The organism is Aestuariivirga sp. (assembly GCF_044238155.1).
Taxonomy (GTDB): Bacteria; Pseudomonadota; Alphaproteobacteria; order Rhizobiales; family Aestuariivirgaceae; genus Aestuariivirga.
The window spans coordinates 1-3,603 of the sequence record NZ_JBIIDX010000221.1; the positions used below are offsets into that span (position 1 = coordinate 1).

Annotated in this window: 3 protein-coding genes and 1 pseudogene; all 4 read right to left on the reverse strand. The window is 64.3% G+C overall.

The window, feature by feature from the left end:
- A pseudogene (locus ACILRN_RS16200) lies at window positions 1-259 on the reverse strand (DNA polymerase Y family protein); the annotation flags it as partial.
- Complete coding sequence (locus ACILRN_RS16205) at window positions 183-1,088, reverse strand: ImuA family protein (RefSeq protein WP_395689999.1); 906 nt, start codon at window positions 1,086-1,088, stop codon at window positions 183-185. The gene ACILRN_RS16205 and the pseudogene ACILRN_RS16200, both read right to left, overlap by 77 nt.
- Before the next feature lie 116 nt (window positions 1,089-1,204).
- Window positions 1,205-2,365, reverse strand: coding sequence for an iron-containing alcohol dehydrogenase (locus ACILRN_RS16210; RefSeq protein WP_395690000.1), 1,161 nt, complete (start codon window positions 2,363-2,365; stop codon window positions 1,205-1,207).
- 25 nt (window positions 2,366-2,390) lie between these two features.
- The coding region (locus ACILRN_RS16215; protein WP_395690001.1) for a glutamine synthetase family protein at window positions 2,391-3,603 on the reverse strand (1,213 nt) is incomplete at its 5' end.

The following is a 3,603-nucleotide window of genomic DNA, read 5'->3' on the forward strand; positions in this document are numbered from 1 at the left end:
TGTAGCGCTCCATCCAGCGGCACAGGCCGAGCAGGCTTGCCATGTCGGCGTCAGGCTCGTGCGCTTCAGTGAGGAGTTCGGGCAGCTGGGCGCGTGCATCGGCAAGCCGCATGCCACGCGTGAGCCCAAACTGCCGGGCAGCGGCGTTGACGGCGGCAAGACGGAGGCCGGCCCGGCCACGCTCAACCAGTGCGAAGGGCAGGCCCCTGGGCGGCGGCTTGCGGCCCGCCTTGATCTGCGCCCGGATGAAGCGCTCCACCGGAAAGTCCGGAAACCAGAGAGAAACGAGACTGCGCATGATGCCATTCCAGACTCCAGGCGCCGGGGCGGCCGCCCCGCGCGCGGATGAGTTCGATGTGCCAGCAGGGCGGCCCCACCGCCAGCGCATCATCAGGCGGGCTGCAGGAGGTTGCGGCCGCCGCCACCCAGCGCGTGTGGCTTGCAGTGGCAGCGGCAGATGCGCCGGCCCGGGTGAAGATGAGAATGGCGGCGGATTTTCCCGCCGCCGCAGCCAGCGACAGGCGGCGGGTGACGGTGAGATCGGCCTGCACGGTATCGGCATCGCCGAGCACGGCGGCGACGGCGCCGGATTTCAGCGCCTCTTCCATGGTCCACAGAAGGCTGGCGGATTTGCGCAGGCTCACCATCACGAAGCGCTGGCGCGACAGGCCCAGCCGCTCAAGCCCGTGGCCATAGAGCCGGCCATGTTCACGCTCCTGCGCGGCCAGCCGGCACCACAGCAGCGGCCGGCGCTCTTGCGGATCGGCGAGCCGGCGAAGCGCGAGAGCCAGAGCAAAGCCCATGGTGGCCGGCTGGTCGCCAGAGGCCAGAGGCGACACATCATGCAGGCCCGCCCGCTGCAGGCCCTGGACCGGCAGGTGCCGGTCAAGCGCGGCAAGGCCGGTGAGCCAGGGAGCAGCCCCGGCCTTGTGCGCCTCGAATTGCGACCCGCTCTTCTCCAGCCGCGCGATATGCGCGCGCAGCGTGTCGAGCAGCGCGGGCAGATCCTCGCTTGGACGAAAAGGTGTGATGGCAGCGGTGCAAGTCTCCCTGCCCCGCGCACCCTGCAGTGCCGGCTTCCAACGCATGACGGATAACATCCAGATTGTTCTAGTTTTGTTCCACAAACGGCCAGAGGAGTCAAGCCGGTAACCGGAACCGTGCTCAACGGCCAGCCGATGGAGGTTCTTTCAGCCGCGCCAGGCTAGAGATCGCCGGTCACGCACTTTCCGGCCAGTGCCTTGTACTGCTTCTCGGTGAACAGGATGGGATTGCCGCCGGCAGAGGGATCCCTGACGGCCATGGCCGCCACTTCGGCCAGACGTCTGGTATCGATGCCGATGTCCTTGAGCGCATGCGGAATGCCAATCTCCTTCCTCAGCGCCAGGATCCATTTGAGAAAGCCGTCAAACCCGCCCTTGATGCCAAGATAGGCGGCGGCGCGCTCGATGTCCTTTTCGATCTTGCGGCGATTGGCCTTCAGCACATAGGGCATGATGATGCCGTTGAGCAGGCCATGATGCGCGTCATAAAGCCCGCCGAACGGATGGGCCAGCGCATGGATGGCGCCGAGGCCCCTCTGGAAGGCGGTGGCCCCCATGGCCGAGGCCACCAGCATGTTGCCGCGCGCATCGAGGTCCTTCGGCTTCTTCACCGCCCTGGCAAGATTGTCCTTCACCAGCCGCATGCCCTCCAGCGCAACGCCCGCCGACCAGGGATGATAGAAGGGCGCGCAATAGGCCTCGAGATTATGTGCCAGCGCGTCCATGCCGGTGGCGGCGGTGAGCTTTGCGGGCAGGCCCACGGTGAGTTCCGGGTCCAGGATGGCCACCCTTGGCATGATCGCCGGGTGGAAGATGATCTTCTTCTCATGGGTGATCGGATGGGTGATGACACCGGCGCGGCCAACCTCCGAGCCCGTGCCCGCCGTGGTCGGCACCGCGATGATGGGAGCGATGAGCGAGGCGTCGGCCCTCGTCCACCAGTCGCCGATGTCCTCCAGCTCAAAGACCGAAAGATTCTGCGCATGCATCAGCGCGATGAGCTTGCCCGTATCCAGGCCGGAGCCGCCGCCCAGCGCCACCACGCCATCATGCTTGCCATCGGTGAACACCTTGCAGCCGGCCAGCACATTTTCCTCCACCGGATTGGGGCGAACGTCAGAAAAGAGCGCCGCCTTGAGCCCCGCCTTCCTGAGGCTGGCGAGGATCTCCGCCGTCATCGGCATGGCGGCCAGACCCTTGTCGGTCACCAGCAGCGGGCGCTTGATGCCGTTGGCCTTGCAGAAGTCCGCCAGCTCGCGGATGCGCCCGGCGCCGAACTTGATGGCGGTCGGATAATTGATGTTGCGGTTCGGAATGGCCATGGCGTCTCTCCTGCGTTCGTCGTGTTCAGTATCTCTCGAAACCGCGCTTCAGTTCGAGATCGGTGATGCGGCGGTCGAATTCGAACTGTTCCCACCTGGCGGTGTGGACATAGTGATCGACCACATCATCGCCCAGCGCACCGCGCAGGAACTTCGAGCCATCGAGCAGCTCGGTGGCCTCGCGCAACGTCTTGGGGATTTCGCGCAGGCGGCGCGAAGAATCATAGATATCACCCGAGACTACCGGTTCGAGCTTCATCTTCTTCTCGATGCCGTCGAGCCCGGCAGCGATCAGGGCTGCAAAGGCGAGATAGGGATTGAGGTCAGCCCCGCCGATCCGGCATTCCACCCGGATTGCCTTGCTTTCAGCGCCGCAGATGCGGAAGCCCGCCGTGCGGTTGTCGAAGCTCCACACCGCGCGGGTGGGCGCGAAGGTGCCGGCCATGAAGCGCTTGTAGGAATTGATGTAGGGCGCGAGGAAATAGGTGATCTCGCCGGCATGGGCGAGCTGGCCTGCCAGATAATGCTGCATCAGCGCCGACATGCCGTGGTCCTGCTTCTTGTCGAGGAACAGCGGCTTGCCATCGGCGGACCACAGCGACTGATGAATATGGGAGGAATTGCCCGCCATGCCATAGTCCCACTTGGCCATGAAGCACACGGCCTTGCCCACGTTGTAGGCGATTTCCTTGGCGCCGTTCTTGATGATGGCATGGCGGTCCGCCATATCGAGCGCTTCGGCGTATTTGACGTTGATTTCCTCCTGCCCCGGTCCCCATTCACCCTTTGAATTCTCCACCGGGATGCCTGCGCCAGCGAGGCCATTGCGCAGCGCGCGCATGTAGACTTCCTCCTTCGAGGTCTGGAGGATGTTGTAGTCCTCGATGTAGTACCCCGACGTCTTGAGGTTGCGATACCCCTTCTGGTTTGCCACCTCGTAGGAATCATCGAACAGGAAGAACTCCAGCTCAGAGGCCATGTAGGCCTTCATCTTCATGGCCGAAAGGCGCTTCAGCTGCTTCTTGAGAATGGCACGCGGCGAGTGCGGCACGTCCTCGTGGCTGTGATGGTCGAGCACGTCGCAGAGCACCAGCGCCGTGCCGGGAAGCCAAGGTGTGCGGCGCAAGGTTGAGAGATCAGGCTTGAGCACGAAGTCGCCATAGCCCTTCTCCCAGCTGGTGGCCTTGTAGCCAGGCACCGGCTCCATCTCGATGTCGACGCCGAGCAGATAGTTGCAG